13 protein-coding genes and 1 pseudogene are annotated in these 17,760 nt (G+C 34.0%); 12 read left to right on the forward strand and 2 right to left on the reverse strand.

Annotated elements, in window-relative coordinates:
* The first annotated feature begins 62 nt into the window (after positions 1-62).
* From NRK67_09995 to NRK67_10020, 6 genes and pseudogenes are all read left to right on the forward strand, one after another.
* Positions 63-629: pseudogene (locus NRK67_09995) on the forward strand (thymidine kinase).
* Positions 630-638: 9 nt separating this feature from the next.
* Positions 639-1,286 (forward strand): dethiobiotin synthase, encoded by a 648-nt coding sequence (bioD, locus tag NRK67_10000; GenBank protein UUV19919.1) that lies wholly within the window; start codon positions 639-641, stop codon positions 1,284-1,286.
* On the forward strand, positions 1,276-2,130 hold the full coding sequence (locus NRK67_10005) for a pseudouridylate synthase (GenBank protein ID UUV19738.1): 855 nt from the start codon (positions 1,276-1,278) through the stop codon (positions 2,128-2,130). The genes bioD and NRK67_10005 overlap by 11 nt, the downstream gene beginning before the upstream one ends.
* A 17-nt stretch (positions 2,131-2,147) precedes the next feature.
* The gene (locus tag NRK67_10010) at positions 2,148-2,567 is read left to right on the forward strand and encodes an HD domain-containing protein (protein ID UUV19739.1); all 420 of its coding nucleotides are present in this window, start codon (positions 2,148-2,150) and stop codon (positions 2,565-2,567) included.
* A 68-nt stretch (positions 2,568-2,635) separates the two neighbouring features.
* Positions 2,636-4,414 carry a TIGR03960 family B12-binding radical SAM protein gene (locus tag NRK67_10015; protein ID UUV19740.1) on the forward strand — a complete coding sequence of 593 codons (1,779 nt, stop codon included), beginning with the start codon at positions 2,636-2,638 and terminating at the stop codon, positions 4,412-4,414.
* Positions 4,415-4,569: 155 nt separating this feature from the next.
* The gene (locus tag NRK67_10020) at positions 4,570-4,842 is read left to right on the forward strand and encodes a hypothetical protein (GenBank protein ID UUV19741.1); all 273 of its coding nucleotides are present in this window, start codon (positions 4,570-4,572) and stop codon (positions 4,840-4,842) included.
* A 186-nt stretch (positions 4,843-5,028) separates the two neighbouring features.
* Here NRK67_10020 and NRK67_10025 read toward each other — a convergent pair whose 3' ends face one another.
* On the reverse strand, positions 5,029-5,337 hold the full coding sequence (locus NRK67_10025; GenBank protein ID UUV19742.1) for a thioredoxin family protein: 309 nt from the start codon (positions 5,335-5,337) through the stop codon (positions 5,029-5,031).
* Between the two features lie 262 nt (positions 5,338-5,599).
* On the opposite strand from NRK67_10025, the gene NRK67_10030 reads away from it, so the two are divergent.
* Positions 5,600-6,883, forward strand: coding sequence for an L-serine ammonia-lyase, iron-sulfur-dependent, subunit alpha (locus NRK67_10030; GenBank protein ID UUV19743.1), 1,284 nt, complete (start codon positions 5,600-5,602; stop codon positions 6,881-6,883).
* A gap of 26 nt (positions 6,884-6,909) precedes the next feature.
* On the opposite strand, the gene NRK67_10035 is transcribed toward NRK67_10030, so the two are convergent.
* Positions 6,910-8,256 (reverse strand): MATE family efflux transporter, encoded by a 1,347-nt coding sequence (locus tag NRK67_10035; protein UUV19744.1) that lies wholly within the window; start codon positions 8,254-8,256, stop codon positions 6,910-6,912.
* A 213-nt stretch (positions 8,257-8,469) separates the two neighbouring features.
* Between NRK67_10035 and NRK67_10040 the strand changes: the two genes are divergently transcribed.
* The 5 genes from NRK67_10040 to nifJ all read left to right on the forward strand — a co-directional run bounded on the left by NRK67_10040 (position 8,470) and on the right by nifJ (position 17,748).
* Positions 8,470-9,621: a pyridoxal phosphate-dependent aminotransferase gene (locus NRK67_10040; GenBank protein UUV19745.1), complete on the forward strand. Its 1,152-nt coding sequence runs from the start codon at positions 8,470-8,472 to the stop codon at positions 9,619-9,621.
* A 509-nt stretch (positions 9,622-10,130) separates the two neighbouring features.
* Entirely contained in the window at positions 10,131-11,219 is a 1,089-nt protein-coding gene (gene ftsY / locus NRK67_10045; GenBank protein ID UUV19920.1) for a signal recognition particle-docking protein FtsY, read from the forward strand.
* 229 nt (positions 11,220-11,448) lie between these two features.
* Positions 11,449-12,444, forward strand: coding sequence for a phosphate acetyltransferase (gene pta / locus NRK67_10050; protein UUV19746.1), 996 nt, complete (start codon positions 11,449-11,451; stop codon positions 12,442-12,444).
* A gap of 99 nt (positions 12,445-12,543) precedes the next feature.
* The gene (locus NRK67_10055; protein UUV19747.1) at positions 12,544-13,737 is read left to right on the forward strand and encodes an acetate kinase; all 1,194 of its coding nucleotides are present in this window, start codon (positions 12,544-12,546) and stop codon (positions 13,735-13,737) included.
* 486 nt (positions 13,738-14,223) lie between these two features.
* Entirely contained in the window at positions 14,224-17,748 is a 3,525-nt protein-coding gene (nifJ, locus tag NRK67_10060; GenBank protein ID UUV19748.1) for a pyruvate:ferredoxin (flavodoxin) oxidoreductase, read from the forward strand.
* Positions 17,749-17,760 lie beyond the last annotated feature (12 nt).

Below are 17,760 nucleotides of genomic sequence, written 5' to 3' on the forward strand. Positions count from 1 at the left end.
AATTACTAGTTACTTATTATATAGATGAGGTGAGAGATTTGCAATTTATAGTAACAGAGGGAATGGGATGGTTAGAAGTTGTAACTGGAAGTATGTTTTCAGGTAAGAGTGAGGAATTAATAAAAAGATTGAGAAGATCAAAGTATGCACGTCAAAAAGTAGTAGCCTTTAAACATGCAAGTGATGTTAGGTATGATGATGAAAAATTGGCCTCACACAGCCAGTCTTTTATAGAGGGTGTGCCGGCAGCCAGTGTTGAAGAGATGAAAAAAATATTCTTTGAAAAGTACAGTGATGCACAGGTAATTGGAATAGATGAAGTCCAGTTTTTTGGAAACTCAGTTGTTAAATTTTGTGAAGATTTGGCTGATATGGGAAAGAGAGTGATTGTGGCTGGTTTAGATAAAGATTTTAAGGGTGAACCTTTTAAACCTATGGATGAACTTTTGGCCAGAGCTGAATATGTAGATAAATTTCAGGCTATTTGTGCTGTATGTGGAAATCCTGCCACAGTATCCCAGAGATTGATAGACGGAGAACCAGCTTATTATGATGATCCCATTGTATTGGTAGGGGCGACAGAATCATATGAACCTAGATGCAGAAAGTGTCATAGAATAAAATATAAAGATGACAGTATGGGAAATATTTATTTTATAGTGGGAACTGGAACTGAGATCGGGAAAACCCATGTGACTCTAAAATTGATAGAGGAAGATCTTAAAAATAAAAAAAATGTTATGGCATTAAAGCCCATAGAAACAGGATCAGAAACTTTTGGTGAAAATTTAGAAGGATCGGATACCAGAAAATATGCGGATCTTTTAGGGAAAAGTATGGAAGAGATAAATACATATTTCTTTAAAAAGCCTATGTCTCCTCATATTGCAGCAAACCTGGACGGGAAACAAATATTTGTCGATAAGTTAAAGAAAAGGATAGATGAAGAAATTCAAACCAGTGAAATTTTGTATGTTGAGGGTGCAGGAGGTTTGTTGGTTCCTTATAAAGACAGGTATACATATTTAGACCTTTTGGTAGATTACAGAAAAAAATCAGAGGTTATAGTAGTAGCTGCTAATTCTTTGGGTACAATCAACCATACCTTATTAACAATAGAAACATTGAAAAGAAATGATATCATGATAAAGGGGATTATCTTTAATAATAAAGATAATGATACCGATGAAATTTTATTGAAGGATAATATAGAAACTATAGAGAAATTAAGCGGGATAAAGGTTTTAAAAAACATGGGATATGACGGAGGCACAGGTGAATTTTAGGAGTTTAGAAAAAACAACAAAATTTGGATATTTATTTTATATCTCATACAGAGGAACTAAATTTCATTCTTTTGATGAAAATAAAGATGAAAATTCCACGAAGAAAACTGTAAAAGGTGAATTTATAAAGATATTAGGAGAACTGGGGATTACATGGGCTAAGGGAGTTCAGCAAGGCGGAAGAACCGATGGTCAGGTAAGTGCCAGGGAAAATATATTGTATATAAATTCAAACAATAAGATAGATAAGGTCTCATTGAAGGACAAATTCAATAAAAAAATAAATGAGATGAAGATCGTAAAGATAGAAAAAACTCTGCCTAACCTGGCTCTGCCTGAGATGATAGAGGGAAGGGTCTATCGGTATAACTACCCGACAGATAAGATAACCTCTACTAAAGAAGAGATCTTAAAAAGATGTGATGAACTTACGGGAACCTATGATGTAAGTGAATTTACCGATAGAAAAGGTCAGAAATTAAAGGAAAAAATAAGAAGAGTAGAGATATCATACGACAATGGAAGTTTGGTATTTTTAGGAAACTCATTTATGCCAAAACAGGTAAGGATCATGTCTGGCTATATATTAACCGGGGAGAAAAAAATCCTGCCGGGGAAATATCTGACTTTGGAAAAGATGATCTTATCCAGGGAGTTAGAGGAGATAATAATAGAGGAAGTTCATGATATTTCTGAAGATAATATTTTGAAAATAGAAAAAATTAAAGATATCTATATTTTCTATGTGGCTAAAAACAAAAAAGGTGAAGTTATTGGTAAAAATGCCTCTAATATCAAAAATTTAAGAAAAAAATATGGAAAGATAATAATAAAGACAATCTAATTTTCCGGAGTGGTATCATGGGCAGAATAAAACAGGGATTAAATTATTTATTTGGAAAACCTAAGGCTGAAAAGATAGAAGAGATAAAATTATTCTTAACAGGGGAAGAATATAATATTTTTATAGATATGGATAACTATGATAAAGTACATAGTATAAGTGTTTATGAGATGGTAAAGAAAGACAAAGTGTTAAATAGTGATGAAAAATATTTGAAATTAGCCCTCCTGCATGATTGCGGTAAGGAAAGAGTTTGCCTCCTGACTAGAGTAAAAAAAGTTTTAGTAGGAGACAAACAGTTGGATATGCACCCTAAATTGGGGTATGAAAAATTAAAAGAGATAGATCTGGAGTTGGCTAATTTAATTTTAAATCACCATGATTTAGATGGAGATGAGAGGTTAAAGAGGTTCCAGGAGATAGATGATAAAAATTAGTGAGAAACTAAAAAAAAATAGTTTAAATTCAAGGTTAAGGTCAAAAAAATAATTACAAGGAGTAATGTATGATGATTGATATAGAAAAATATCTACTTTCAGTAGAAAAACCGGTGCAATATATGGGGAATGAGGTAAACAGTATACATAAGAAAGATTATAAAGCAAATATGTGTTTATTTTTCCCTGATATCTATGAGGTAGGGATGTCCAACTTAGGTATAAGAATATTATACGATATATTAAATAAAGTTGACGGGTTTTCATTGGAGAGAGGATTTTCTCCTCAAGAGGATATGGAAGCTGTTATGAGAGAAAATAATATACCGATGTTTTCATTAGAGAGTAAGACTCCTCTAAAAGAATTTGATGTGGTAGGGTTTTCACTTTCATATGAGATGAGTTATACCAATGTGTTAAATGCACTTGATTTAGCAGGAATACCAATGAGAGCAGAGGATAGAACAGAAGAATATCCGCTGATTATGGCAGGGGGAACCTGTACGGTAAATCCAGCTCCAATGAGTAAATTTGTAGATTATTTTGTGATTGGTGATGGAGAAGAAGTTATGCCGGAAATAGCTGAGATATTTGTGGCAAATACCGATAAAACTAAGGCAGAAAAATTAGAACTGATAAAAGATCTAGATGGAGTATATATTCCAAAACTCCATAAGGATAAGAAAATAAAAAAGGCTATAGTTCATAATTTGGATAATACAGAATTTTATACTGACCAAATAGTTCCCTTTGTTAAGATTGTTCACGATAGGGTATCTGTAGAGATCCAAAGGGGATGTACCAGAGGATGCAGGTTCTGTCAGGCTGGGTATACATACAGACCTGTAAGGGAGAGAACTCTGGGAAAAAATATGGCTCTTATAGAAAAAACACTTAAGTCTACCGGGTATAATGAAGTATCTTTATCTTCATTATCGAGTAGTGATTACAGTAAAATAAACCCTTTGTTGGAAAATTTACAGAAGAAACACGGTGAGAGTAATTTGAGTATAGGGCTTCCTTCTCTAAGGATGAACCCATATTCTGTAGAGGTTGCAGAGCAGATCCAAAGTGGTAAAAAAACTGGATTTACATTTGCACCAGAAGCAGGAACTCAAAGGATGAGGGATATTATTAATAAGGGTGTTACAGAGGAAGATATTTTAGAAACGGCGATTTCAGCTGTAAAAGCTGGATGGGGGACACTAAAATTTTACTTTATGATAGGTCTGCCTTTTGAAACAGATGAAGATTTAAAAGGGATACATGAGTTAGTAATGAAGGTAGTAAAAGTATGTAAACCATTTACAAAAAAATTAAATATAACAGTGAGTATATCTAATTTTGTGCCAAAACCTCATACTCCATTCCAATGGGCTGAGCAAATGAATATAGAGGAGATGGAAAGAAAGCACCAACTCCTAAAAGATATTTTTTATAGAGCAAGACACACGACTCTAAAGATGCATTTCAGAGAAAAATCATATTTAGAGGGGTTCTTATCTCGTGGAGATGAAAAGATAAGTGATCTATTGGAGAATGTATGGAAAAAAGGTGCCAGATTGGAAGATCATGGTAGAAACTTTCAATTTTCCAGATGGAAGGAAGCTATAGAGGAATTGAACTTAGATGAGAAAGATTACCTAGGGGAAAGATCGACAGATGTGGAACTGCCTTGGCATATGGTAGATATTGGTGTATCGGATAAATTTTATATAAGTGAATTAAATAAAGCTAAAGAGATAGCCCTTACTCCAGACTGTAGAGATAACTGTCTGGGTTGTGGAATGAAGGGAAGAGTTAAAGAGTGTGGAGAGTTAATCTCTGATAATTTGAAGAAAAAATAATATAAAAACTCCTAGAGGAATCAAACTATTATAGTTAGTGTTTCCTTGGGAGTTTTTTTATTAAGAATAAAAAAAGGAAATAAGTTTTTTTCGAATAAAAGATTAATTAGAGTAGTTAAATTTATTTAACTGGTGAATAAAGGGAGGGGAGTAATTTGAAAAAAATGCAGTTAGAAATAAATGGAGATACGGTAAAAATAAACGATATTCTAATTTTTGGTGTACACGATCTCGAGATCGGGGAAGACTATGTACTATTAAAAAAAGACAACGATAACTTAATTCATTTTATCGATCATGAAAAAGAGTTCCACCCTTATTTTACTGTAATAAGGATAAAAGATGGAGCAAGGTTAGCTCACAACTATAGGTACTGCAATTTTAAACCCATAGAGATAATGGAAGGTTATCATCAAAAAACTTTATAAGTTTTTGATATATGAATCTAAATAGAATCCTGAATTTACTGAAGAGGCTGGTGTTTTTCAGCCTCTTTTTATTGTCCAGAAAATTATACCCACAAAGGTGTGTCGAAAAGTGGAGTCATCAAGATTTCTGAAGATTATGAAAAAATTAGATTTTACCTGCCTGGATGCAACGTCACGTTGCTCTTTTTATAATAATAACTCTTTATATTTATAGATTTTATCCTTTAATTCTGAAATCCTCAAAAATCGACCTTCCCTATAGACTTCCTTTCCCATGGTAAACATGAGGATTGTAGGAGCAGTAAATACATTATATATGGTACCAACCTCTCTATTCTCCTCTATATAGAGATCTATAAACTTTATCTTTTCTGTCTCTGCAATTTCCTCGACCTTTGGCAGAAGTTCAATACAGACACTGCAGCTCCTGCTCTTTACATACAGGATAACAATTTCTTCATCTTTTATAGTTTTAGTGATCTTATCTAAATTCATTTGAAACCTCCTCGTTTTTATAAAATTATACTCTATTATCAGCTTATATGCATATCTATTATAAAAAAACGTGGATTTGTAAGTTTAAACTGATGTTTTAATAAAAAATTATTATCTTGTGTGATAGAAAAAAATTAAGTTGTACTAAATATCGGTTAAAATACGTTAATTCGAACATAAAATGTTGCTTTTTTTTTGTTTTAGGTGTATAATCCACATACAATATAATAAAAAATTATCACGAGAGGTTGAAGGGGGAGTTATGGACGTTAAAAAAATTGTAAAAATATTAAGTGAAGAGATAGTACCAGCAGAGGGGTGTACTGAGCCCATTGCTATAGCATATGTAGGAGCAAAAGCTGTAGAAATTTTAGGAAAAAATCCAACTAAATTAGATATATATGTTTCTGGAAATATGATAAAAAATGTTAAAAGTGTAAATGTTCCAAATGGTGGAGGAATGGTAGGAATAGAGGTTTCTGCTGTTATGGGAGCTATTGCTGGAAATGCAGATGCAGAATTAATGGTTATCAGTGATGTTACCCCTGAACAATTAGAGGATGTTAAGGAATTTATTAAAAATAAAGAGATAAATGTAATCCATGAAAAAACTGATGTAAAGTTATATGCAAGAGTTATTGCCTATAACGGAGATGAATCTGCAAGTGTTGAGATAAAACATCTACATACTAATATTACAAAGATAGAAAAAAATGGAGAAACTTTAATAAATAGAGCCTGTAATGATACAAATTTTGTTTCTACAGAGGAAGACAGAGCTATCCTTACAATTGAAGGGATATATAATTTTGCTAAAACTGTAGATTTATCTGAGATAGAAGATGTTTTTAAGATGGTAGTAGATTATAACTCTGCAATAGCCAAAGAGGGATTGACTGAAAAATATGGTGTGAATATGGGATCTATGATCCGTGAAAATATGGAAAAAGGAATATATGGAAATGATCAAAAAAATAGAAGTGCCAGTTTTGCAGCTGCAGGGTCAGACGCAAGGATGGCAGGATGTCCATTGCCGGTAATGACTACCAGTGGAAGTGGAAACCAGGGGATGACGGCTTCGTTACCAATAATTCAATATTGCACTGATAATAATTTGAGTTATGAGCAAATGATCAGAGGGTTGGCTTTTTCTCACCTAGCTTGTATTCACATAAAAACAAACGTAGGTAGATTATCGGCTTATTGTGGAGCTATATGTGCATCAGCAGCTGTCGGAGGAGCTCTAGCTTTCGTAATGGAAGAGAGTTTAGAGGTAGTAGCTGACTCAATAACGAATACTTTAGGGAATGTTTCTGGGATGATCTGTGATGGAGCTAAGGCATCTTGTGCTATGAAAATAGCCAGTGGAGTTTATGCCGCATTTGATTCACTACACCTTTCAAAAGCCAAAAAAGTATTGTCTAATGGAGAGGGGATAGTAGGTGAAGATATAGAAAAAACTATAAAAAATATCGGTATCCTATCTCAAATAGGGATGAATGGAACCGATGAAACGATCTTGGGAATAATGACAAATAAATACTAAATTAAAAAAAACCTATGAAAGAGATACTAGGGAGTATCTCTTTCATAGGTTTTTAACATATATATGGTATAGGAAACAAGGATGATAACGGCACTCCAATTTACTACAAGGATTCCTACCCAAACACCGTATATGGGGTTTGGTAAAAGCCCTATTAAGATAGGGAATAATAATAGGGGTAGCAAAAATTGCCGGTATATTCCTATAAAGATAACAAAATTTGGTTTCTTGAGACCCTGAAGGACAGCTACAGAGATGTTTAAAAAAACGTAGGAGTTAAAGGCAAAGGTTTCTATATTAAGATAGGTGACACCATATTTTATAACTTCCATGTCATCTGTAAATAATCTTAAAAAATATTTTGAAAAGGGAAAGATTATAAACATGGCAGTGGTCATTATGAGGAGTCCGTAAATAAGACCTAATCTATAAACTTTTTTAATCCTTTCTAAGTTCCTGGCACCAAAATTCTGGCCTGTAATACTTAAAATAGCGATATTTAAACCAATAGTAGGAAGAAGTGCCATCTGTTCTACTCTCATAGAGATACCGTAGCCTGCTACTGCAGAGCTGCCTCCTACATCTAAAACGAAATAGTTGATCACAAAAACTCCTAAAGCCATACTCATCATATTCAGGCTGGCTGGGAATCCCTGCTTCAAAATTTCTAAATAGTGGTGAAAATCAGGTTTTTTCAGATGTAGTCTGGCTTCTAAAAATAAGGGAGATCTTATAACTTTTTTCAGAAGATAAAAAGATCCTGTTATTTGGATAAAAATAGTGGCTAAAGCAAGACCTGCAATCCCCATATCAAAAACTAATATAAATAGAGGGTCTAAGATTAAATTCAAGAAAAAACCAAGAATAAGAAAATTTCTGTAAGGTTTGGTGTCTCCCTGGGCAGAAAGGATAGCGTTGAAGGAACTGTTTAAGATAAAGAATAAACTTCCTCCCATAATTATATGGATATATTGAACACCATAAATTGTGGTTTCGGCAGGAGCGTTTAAAAATTTAAATGTAGTACCTGTGAGGGAAATTCCTAAAAAGGTAACGAAAAAGCTCAAAATAATTCCAAGACTGATAGAGTCTTCAGAAGTGTCCCTGGCACTTTCCATATTTTTTTCTCCTAAAAGGTTGGAGATAAGAGCTGTAGTTCCTGTCCCCATTCCGGAGCCGATAGATATGAGGATAAAAAAAAGCGGAAATGAGAGAGTGAGACCTGAAACTGCATCAGATCCTATATAACTGGCATAGAGAGTATCTACTATGTTAAATAAGGTATTGAATAAAAATCCAATACTTGAAGGGATAGCTATTTTTTTTATGAGACATCCGATGTCTCCTTGAGTCAGATCTAAATGTTTGCTCATAGTTTATCTCCTTTTTAGAAGTCTCTACAAATTTCTTCGTAGGAGAAGTTGTATTGTCTGGGATAAATTGTTGTTAATATAAATATTATGCCATAAAAAAAATGGAATTACTTAAAATTGCCAGAGAAAAAAATAGAAGTTTAAATATAATATTTATATCTTTTTGGAAATGACTGAAGTATAATATTAAGAAAAAACAGAGGAGGATAAAAGATGATTGATTTTAATAAAAAAATAGATAGAAGTCAAAATGATTCAAGAAAATGGGCTGGAAGAAAAAATTATTTTGGAAGGGAAGATATTCTACCTATGTGGGTGGCAGATATGGATATAGAGGCTCCTAATGTAGTGGTGGAAGCTTTAAAAAATAAAGCTGACCAAAAAATATTCGGTTATACCATGGAAAGTGAAAGGTATATAGGTAGTCTGGTAGACTGGGTGGAAAAAAGACACGGATATAAATTACCTTGTGATAAAATCGCTCATTCTCCTACGGTAGTAACCAGCCTGAATCTATTGATTAAGAGTTTGACCGATGAAGGAGATAAAATAATGATACAGTCTCCAACTTATCCGCAGTTTGTAAAACAGATTAAGAATAACGGGAGAAAACTAGTTGTAAATGAACTGATAAAAAAAGAAGAAAGATATGTAATTGATTTTATAGATTTCGAGGAAAAAGTAAAGTGCTCTAAGGTATTTATATTGTGTAACCCCCACAATCCTAGTGGAAGAGTTTGGGAGAGGGAAGAATTATCAAAAATCGCAGAGATTTGTGTGAGATACGGAGTTAAGATCATTTCCGATGAAATTCATAGTGACCTGATCTTAGATGGAAAACATATTTCCATAGCCAGTCTGGGGAGTGAAGTAGAAAACCTTGTATATACTTGTCTTTCTTCTACTAAAACCTTTAATCTGGCTGGAATTCAGAGTTCATTCGTAGTTTTCCCTACAATAGGGGAGAAAGAAGGTTTTATAGATGAACTTTCTCTGATTGGAGTTCATGAACCCAATAGTTTTTGTATGGATATGGTGATATCTGCCTACAATGATGGGGAGGAGTGGTTAGAAGAACTTCTAGATCATTTGAGAGGAAATATGGAATTTGCCATAGACTACATAGGTAAAAATATTCCTCAAATCAGGGTGAGAAAACCTGAGGCTACTTATCTGCTTTGGCTAGATCTAAGAGAATATGGAATGGATAATGAAAAATTAAAAGAAAAATTAGTGGAAGATGGCGGCTTAGCCCTTACAATGGGAGGGGCTTTTATGGGTGCTGGATTTGCAAGAATGAATATAGCGTGTCCTAGATATATCTTAGAGGATGGATTAGAAAGGCTGAAGAAAGCTTTTGGTTAGTGATAATTGGTGTAATTTGTGACAAAGAAAAAGATTTTTAGCGGTAGATTATTCAGATTAAAAGGGGAGCGAAAGAATTTAAGCTTGGTTTTATGACAAAAAAAAATAAATATGTTAATATTTGAGTACAAAATCAATAAAATGCTAGGAGGAAAAAGATGTTTAAAAAATTATTTGGGTTTGGGAAGAAGAAAGTTGAAACTGATGAAAAGTTAAAAATAAAGGAAGAGGAAGAAAAAAAAGAACTGGAACAATTGAAGGCTAAAGAGGAAGAGGAAAGAAAGGAACTGGAGGCATTAGAAAATCAAAAAGAAGCTGACAGGGTTGAAACGGAAAGAAAAGAAGAGTTAAGGATTAAAAATGAAGAGCTGGAAATAGAAAAAGCTAAGGAAAAGAAACTGGCAGAGGAAAATGAAAGATTGAAAGCCGAGCAAGAGGCTAAAAGAAAAGAGTTAGAGGAATTAAGAGCTAAAGAGAAAGCAGAAAGAGAAAAGCTTGAGAAGTTAAAAATTAAAGAGGAAGAAGAGAGAAAAGAATTGGAGGAGTTAAAGGCTAAAGAGGAGAAAGAGAGAAAAGAATTAGAGAGATTAAAGGCTGAAGAAGATAAAATAGCGAAAGAAGCTGAAGAAGAAGCCAAAAGAAAAGAAGATGAGGAGTCAAAGAAGAGGGAAGAAAAATCTAAGAAAAGAGGATTTTTCAAATCTTTAAAGGAAAGACTTGTAAAAACCAGGGAAGGGTTGTTTGGAAAGATGAAAACACTTTTTGCCGGAAGAAGTGTTATAGATGAGGAGATGTATGAGGAATTAGAGGATCTATTGATCCAATCGGATATCGGTATGGATATGACACTTAAGATAGTAGGAGAGTTAGAGAAGGAAGTTAGAAAAAGAGGGATCAAAGATCCTAACTTAGTCTATGATGTATTAAAAGATGTAATGGAAGGGTTCTTAATCGCTGAAGGAACAGAGTTAGAAGTAGATAAACCCGGGATGAATATAGTCTTAGTAGTAGGGGTAAATGGAGTAGGGAAAACAACTACTATTGGAAAATTGGCTGCTAAGTTTGTAAAAGACGGTAAAAAAGTAGTGATAGGTGCAGGAGATACATTTAGAGCGGCAGCTATTGAGCAATTAGAAGAATGGTCAGATAGAGCAGGTGCTGATATCATAAAGCATGAGCAGGGAAGTGACCCGGGAGCAGTGGTCTTTGATACACTAAAAGCTGCAAAAAACAGAGGTGCTGATATAGTGATAATAGATACAGCAGGAAGATTACATAATAAGAATAATCTTATGAAAGAGTTAGAGAAGATAAACATTATTATAAAAAAACATGTAGGGGAAACAGCCTATGAGAGTTTATTGGTAATAGATGGAACTACCGGTCAAAATGGATTGAACCAAGCTAAAGTATTCAATGAGGTAACTAAATTGAGTGGATTTGTAGTGACTAAATTAGATGGGACAGCCAAGGGTGGGATAGTATTTGCTATATCTGAAGAGTTGAAAAAACCAATTAAATTTATTGGGGTAGGAGAGGGGATAGAAGACCTCCGTGAATTTAAATCTAAAGAGTATATAGATGCTATTTTTGAATAAAAATTAAATTTGGATAAAAATAAATCAAAAAAAGCTTTTAAAATAAACGTAAAAATAATATAATAGTTATGTTAGGAAAAAATGGTATAAAAAATATGTTTATGGGAATAAAAGTTTGTAAATGAAACACAAAACTCTGACCGACTGTAAGAAAGCAAAAACCATATGTACAACTAGAGTAAAATGTGTTAATATAGGTTTCATATTATATAGATCGGGAGGATGACTAATGGGAATCATTAATCAAATAAAAGAAAAAGCTAAAGTGACACAAAAGACTATCGTTTTACCAGAAGCAACTGATGAAAGAGTATTAAAAGCAGCACAAGAAATCGTAAAAGAGGGATTGGCTAAAGTTGTATTAGTAGGGAATGCAGAAACTTTAAACGCAGAAGCAGCAAAAGTAGGAGCTAACTTAGAGGGAGCTGTTATAATTGATCCAAACACTTTTGAAAATATAGATGCTTATGTAGCTAAATTAGTAGAAAGAAGAGCTAAGAAAGGAATGACTCCAGAAAAAGCTAAAGAGATATTAACTACAGATGTTAACTTCTTTGGTGCTATGATGGTAGCTTTAGGAGATGCAGATGGAATGGTATCTGGATCAGATTCACCTACAGCAAACGTACTTAGAGCTGGATTCCAAGTAATAGGACCTAAGCCAGGAATGAAAACAGTATCATCTGTATTCATCATGGAGTTAAAAGATAAAGTTGAAGAGTATGGAAATATCTTAATATTTGGTGACTGTGCAGTAATACCAGAACCTAATTCTCAACAATTAGCTGATATTGCTATGGGTGCAGCTGAAACAGCTAGATCAGTAGCAGGAATCGAGCCAAAGGTAGCATTAATGACATTCTCAACTAAAGGATCAGCTAAACATGATTCAGTAGATGTAGTAGCAGAAGCAGGAAAGATATTAGCTGAAAGTAATGTAGATTTCGAATTTGAAGCTGAATTACAAGCTGATGCAGCATTAGTAGCAGCAGTAGGAGCTAAAAAAGCACCTGAATCAAAAGTAGCAGGAAATGCAAACATCTTAGTATTCCCTAACTTAGCAGCAGGAAATATCGGATATAAATTAGTACAAAGATTAGCAGGAGCAGAAGCTCACGGACCATTATTACAAGGTTTAGCAGCACCAATCAACGACCTTTCAAGAGGTTGTTCAGTATCTGATATAGTAAACTTAACAGCAATAACATCAGTACAAGCTAACTAATAGATAAAATAGTAGGAGTTAGAGATGACTCCTACAAAAATAATATAGATGATAAGTGAAATATATATCATCAAAATAAAATCTAGGAGGAAATAATTAATGAAAGTTTTAGTAATTAACTGTGGTAGTTCATCTTTAAAGTACCAACTAATCAACCCAACAACTGAAGAGGTATTCGCAATCGGTCTATGTGACAGAATTGGAATCCACGGATCTAAGTTTGAGTACGAAGTACCAGCTACAGATTTCGAATTAGAGTTAGAGCATGATATGCCTACACATAAGGAAGCTTTAGAATTAGTGTTAAATACATTAACAGGAGAGCACGGAGTAATTGCAGATATCAATGAAGTTGACGCAGTTGGACATAGAATAGTACATGGTGGAGAAGAATTCACAACATCTGTATTATTAGATGAAAAAGTAATGGCAGGAATCGAAGCTAACAACGACTTAGCTCCATTACATAACCCAGCTAACTTATTAGGTGTAAAGACTTGTATGGAACTTATTCCTGGAAAGCCTAATGTAGGAGTATTTGATACAGCATTCCACCAAACTATGCCAGCAAAAGCATTTATGTATCCATTACCATATGCTGACTATACAGAGTTAAAAGTAAGAAAGTACGGATTCCACGGAACTTCTCATAAATTTGTTGCAGGATTAGCTAACGATTTATTAGGAAACCCAGCTAACTCAAAAGTAATCGTATGTCACTTAGGAAACGGAGCATCTATATCAGCTGTTAAAGATGGTGAATCAGTAGATACTTCAATGGGATTAACTCCATTACAAGGATTAATGATGGGAACTAGATGTGGAGATATCGACCCAGCAGCAGCATTATTTATCAAAGCTAAGAGAGAATTAACTGATAAAGAGATCGATGCTAGAATGAACAAGAAATCTGGAATCTTAGGAATCTTCGAAAAGTCATCTGACTGTAGAGACCTTGAAATTGCAAGAGGAGCTGGAGATGAGAGAGCAGCATTAGCTATCGATATGATGACTTATAGAATCAGAGCTTATATCGCATCATACGCAGCAGCTATGGGTGGAGTAGACATGATCTGTTTCACAGGTGGAATTGGAGAAAACTCTAACTTAATAAGATCTAAATCTTTAGAAGGATTAGAATTTATGGGTGTAGAATTAGATGAAGCTGTTAACTCAGTAAGAAAGAAAGGATCTGTAAAATTATCTACAGAAACTTCTAAAGTAGCTATCTATAAGATCCAAACAAACGAAGAATTAGTAATCGCTAGAGATACATTAGCAATAGTTAAATAATTTTAAAACTGCCAGATTAATCTGGCAGTTTTTTTTTTATTGTATAGGAAATTATAAAATTTATGAAATAAAAAAAATTGTAAAACCTAAATTATACTTATTTGGACACAACGTCATGTTTTTTTTGATGTAAAAATAGATAATACCTGACCTCCAGACCCAATGAATAAAAAAAAATTAAATTTATCAAAACAATGTCCGTAAAATGTAGAAAAAACAGGGTATTTGTAAAGTATAACCATACAAAAACTTAGAGATTCAAAGGATTTTACCACGATAATACTAAGTGAAAAAAGTAATTAAATGTATTAAAGTGGTTAAATATGATGTTTTAAGAACGAAAAAAGTGTAAAAAGTGATAAGTTTAAAAAAATAATAATGAATTATTGACAAAATATTGCTAGTGAAGTAAAATTGTACATGAAAGATATTTTATTTTACTGACACCAATAAAATATAATTAAAATTTTCAGGAGGTCAAAAAAAATGGCTAAAACTATGCAAACAATGGACGGAAACCAAGCTGCAGCGTGGGTATCATACGCATTCACAGAAGTAGCAGGGATCTATCCTATAACACCATCATCACCAATGGCAGAATACACTGATCAATGGGCAGCTCAAGGTAAGAAAAACTTATTCGGAGTACCTGTAAAGTTAGTAGAAATGCAATCGGAAGCAGGAGCAGCAGGATCAGTTCATGGAGCGTTACAAGCAGGAGCTTTAACGACTACTTATACAGCATCACAAGGATTATTATTAAAAATACCTAACATGTATAAGATCGCTGGAGAATTATTACCTTCAGTAATCCATGTATCAGCTAGATCATTATCAGCTCAAGCATTATCTATATTTGGAGATCACTCAGATATATATGCTGCAAGACAAACTGGTTATGCAATGTTGGCCTCTGGATCTGTACAAGAAGTAATGGACCTTGCAGGTGTGGCTCATTTAGCAACATTTAAAACAAGAGTACCTTTCATGCATTTCTTCGACGGTTTCAGAACTTCACATGAAATCAACAAAGTAGAAGTAATGGATTATGCAGATTTAGATAGATTATTAGATAGAGATGCTGTTCAAGCATTCAGAGATAGAGCAATCAACCCTCATCACCCAGTGACTAGAGGAACAGCTCAAAACGATGACGTTTATTTCCAAGCTAGAGAAGCTCAAAATAAATATTATGATGCAGTACCAGCAGCAGTTTTAGAATATATGGAAGAAATTTCAAAGATTACAGGAAGAGAATATAAGCCATTTACTTACTATGGAGCAGCAGATGCTGAAAGAGTAGTAGTAGCTATGGGATCAGTTACAGAGACTATCAAAGAAACTGTAGATCATTTAGTGGCATCAGGAGAAAAAGTAGGATTATTAACTGTTCACTTATACAGACCATTCTCTGCTGAGTACTTCATGAACGTTTTACCTAAGACAGTTAAGTCAATATCTGTATTAGATAGAACTAAAGAACCTGGAGCAAACGGAGAACCTTTATACCTTGACGTAGTTGAGTTATTCAAAGATGACAAAAATGCACCAAAAATCATTGGAGGAAGATACGGATTATCTTCTAAAGATACTACACCTGCTCAAATAGTAGCTGTATTTGAAAATGCAAAAATAGATACTCCTAAAGAAGGATTCACAGTAGGAATTATCGATGACGTTACTCACTTATCATTACCAGTAGGAGAAGCTGTATCAGTAGTTGCTGATAATGTAAAAGAATGTTTATTCTTCGGGTTAGGATCTGACGGTACTGTAGGAGCTAACAAAAACTCAATCAAAATCATAGGAGACAAGACTGATCTTTATGCTCAAGCTTACTTCGCATATGATTCAAAGAAATCTGGAGGAGTTACTAGATCTCATTTAAGATTCGGTAAAGACCCTATCAGATCAACTTACTTAATCAACAGACCTTCATTCGTAGCATGTTCTACACCATCTTACTTAGGTAAGTATGACATGACAAGTGGATTAAAAAAAGGTGGATCATTCTTATTAAACTGTGTATGGGATGCAGAGGAAACTGTTGCAAACTTACCTAACTCAGTTAAGATTAAGTTAGCTAAAGCAGAAGCTAAGTTATTCATCATCAATGCAAATAAATTAGCAGTTGAATTAGGATTAGGAAACAGAACTAACACAATAATGCAATCTGCATTCTTTAAATTAGCTAACGTAATTCCATTTGCAGAAGCTCAAGAATATATGAAAGAGTATACTTATAAGTCATACATCAAAAAAGGTCAAGATATCGTTGACATGAACTACAACGCAATTGATAAAGGAGCAGACGAGTTAGTAGAAGTTACTGTAGATCCAGCTTGGATCAACTTAGTACATGAAACAGCTGAAGACGCTTACAAAGGTTCTGCATTCGTAGAAAAAATTGCTAAGCCAATAAACGCTATCAAAGGATATGATTTACCAGTATCTGCATTTGACGGATATGAAGATGGTACATTTGAAAATGGAACTACAGCATTTGAAAAAAGAGGGGTAGCAGTAAACGTACCTCAATGGATTCCTGAAAACTGTATCCAATGTAACCAATGTTCATTTGTTTGTCCACATGCAGTAATCAGACCTTTCTTAATTAATGAAGAAGAAAAAGCTAATGGACCAGAAGATATGAAAACTTTAAAAGTTATCGGAAAAGCTGACGGTGTAGAATACAGATTACAAGTTTCACCACTTGACTGTACTGGTTGTGGAGTATGTGCAAACGTATGTCCAGCACCTAAAGGAAAAGCATTAGTTATGACTCCAATTGCTGAAGTTATGCCTGAGCAAAAATTCGCTGATTTCTTATTCAACGAAGTAACTTACAAGAAAGAAATCATGGGAACTGCAAATGTTAAAACTTCTCAATTTGCACAACCTTTATTCGAATTCCATGGGGCATGTGCTGGTTGTGGAGAAACTCCATATATCAAGTTAATCACTCAATTATTCGGAGATAGAATGATGGTAGCAAACGCTACTGGTTGTTCATCAATATACGGTGGATCAGCTCCATCAACTCCTTACTGTACAAACGGTTGCGGAGAAGGTCCAGCTTGGGCATCATCATTATTTGAAGATAATGCAGAGTTCGGATATGGAATGCACGTTGCTGTAGAAGCATTAAGAGATAGATTAGAAGTAGAAATGGAAAAAATCATGGATAAAGTTACTCCAGAAGTAGCAGAATTATTCAAAGAATGGATTGAAAACAGAACTGATGGAGAGAAAACTCAAGAGATCAGAACTAAGTTATTACCATTAATCGAAGGTAATGAAGACGCTAAAGAAGTAACATCATTAAAAGACTACATCACTAAGAAATCACAATGGATCTTCGGTGGAGACGGTTGGGCAAATGACATCGGTTACGGTGGAATAGATCACGTTTTAGCTACATCTGATGATATCAACATCTTAGTAATGGATACAGAGATGTACTCAAATACTGGTGGACAAGCATCAAAAGCATCACCAACTGGATCAGTAGTTAAGTTTGCTGCAGCTGGAATGCCATTAAAGAAGAAAGATTTAGCTGCTATCTGCATGTCTTATGGACATATCTATGTAGCTCAAGTATCTATGGGTGGAAGTCAAGCTCAATACTTAAAAGCTGTTAAAGAAGCAGAAGCTCATAAAGGACCATCTATCATCATTGCATATGCTCCTTGTATCTCACATGGTGTAAGAAAAGGTATGGGTCACTCTCAAACAGAGATGAAGTTAGCTACTGAATGTGGTTACTGGCCATTATTCAGATTTGATCCTAAATTAGAATTAGAAGGTAAGAACCCATTACAAATCGATTCTAAAGAACCTAACTGGGACAAATATGAAGAGTTCTTATTAGGAGAGACTAGATACTTAACATTAACTAAGTCTAATCCTGAAAGAGCAAAAGAATTATTCGCTAAGAATAAAGCAGAAGCTGCAAAGAAAATAAGACACTATAAGAGATTAGCTGCACTTGACTATTCTCAAGGTCTATAATTTATCCTCTTC

The sequence above is a fragment of the Fusobacteria bacterium ZRK30 genome, assembly GCA_024628785.1.
GTDB lineage: Bacteria > Fusobacteriota > Fusobacteriia > Fusobacteriales > Fusobacteriaceae > Psychrilyobacter.

Excerpts from the sequence above, each read along its gene's own strand:
- bioD (UUV19919.1), top strand. The coding sequence starts at position 639 with ATGGGAAATATTTATTTTATAGTGGGAACTGGAACTGAGATCGGGAAA.
- NRK67_10010 (UUV19739.1), top strand. The coding sequence starts at position 2,148 with ATGGGCAGAATAAAACAGGGATTAAATTATTTATTTGGAAAACCTAAG.
- NRK67_10015 (UUV19740.1), top strand. The coding sequence starts at position 2,636 with ATGATGATTGATATAGAAAAATATCTACTTTCAGTAGAAAAACCGGTG.
- NRK67_10025 (UUV19742.1), bottom strand. The coding sequence starts at position 5,337 with ATGAATTTAGATAAGATCACTAAAACTATAAAAGATGAAGAAATTGTT.
- NRK67_10030 (UUV19743.1), top strand. The coding sequence starts at position 5,600 with ATGGACGTTAAAAAAATTGTAAAAATATTAAGTGAAGAGATAGTACCA.
- NRK67_10035 (UUV19744.1), bottom strand. The coding sequence starts at position 8,256 with ATGAGCAAACATTTAGATCTGACTCAAGGAGACATCGGATGTCTCATA.
- NRK67_10040 (UUV19745.1), top strand. The coding sequence starts at position 8,470 with ATGATTGATTTTAATAAAAAAATAGATAGAAGTCAAAATGATTCAAGA.
- pta (UUV19746.1), top strand. The coding sequence starts at position 11,449 with ATGGGAATCATTAATCAAATAAAAGAAAAAGCTAAAGTGACACAAAAG.
- NRK67_10055 (UUV19747.1), top strand. The coding sequence starts at position 12,544 with ATGAAAGTTTTAGTAATTAACTGTGGTAGTTCATCTTTAAAGTACCAA.
- nifJ (UUV19748.1), top strand. The coding sequence starts at position 14,224 with ATGGCTAAAACTATGCAAACAATGGACGGAAACCAAGCTGCAGCGTGG.